General features: G+C 26.3%; 1 pseudogene. It reads right to left on the reverse strand.

From position 1 onward, the window contains the following. Positions 1 to 799: pseudogene (locus CLTEP_RS14085) on the reverse strand (IS200/IS605 family accessory protein TnpB-related protein); the annotation flags it as partial.

Genomic DNA, 799 nt, shown 5'->3' on the forward strand with positions numbered 1-799 from the left:
AATCCATGTTTAATTCTTGCAAATTTACTTCCTACGTCTTTGTCATTTTTTAATTTTAGATCTTCTATAGCAATACCACAACCATAAGTTTTAGCTATTAATACAATTTGTTTTGCAAGTTCACCACATAAATTTTCACGTCTATTACTTCTAGCATATAGTAACTCGCTTTGTTTCAAATAAGTATGCCATTTATAGTTACCCTTATTATCAATCATGGTTAAAGCAAAACCATCTGGATTGGTATCTATACCTATTATTCCATTATGTCCTGTATAAAGAATTTCCGTTTTAGGAACATCAAAAGTAATATGAACATAATACTTACCATTTCTTTTTATCAATTCAACTTGATATGCTTCTCCAGTTTCCAAATAATTTAAAAATAGTTTTCTGTAATCAATACCATTAACTTTACCTGTTTTCTTGGATAATTTATGTGGTAAATATATAGGAACTTGTATTTTAACTGCTCTATTATTCTTAGTTTTCTCTAATGTAGATATTTCTAGAAAACTCATACCACTGTTAATAACTACTCTTAAATTAGGATTACCTTTTTTAGTTTTATCACCCCTAGAATAGAGCCTATTATTTCTATAATTTTTCCATTCTTCATTACTAATTAATCCTTTACATCTTTTGATGAACATTTTTTTAGTACCAAATGTAATAGGTGGAATAGTCTTATTATCAATATGTTTTTGAAAATAGACTAGTTTTCTTTTTCTTTTATCGAGCTTACTTTTTAAAGCATTCCTTTTCTTTTGAGATAATTTATCATTTTTTAACTGTTTTT

Origin of the sequence: Clostridium tepidiprofundi DSM 19306 (genome assembly GCF_001594005.1) — a bacterium.
GTDB classification, from domain to species: Bacteria; Bacillota; Clostridia; order Clostridiales; family Clostridiaceae; genus Clostridium_AC; species Clostridium_AC tepidiprofundi.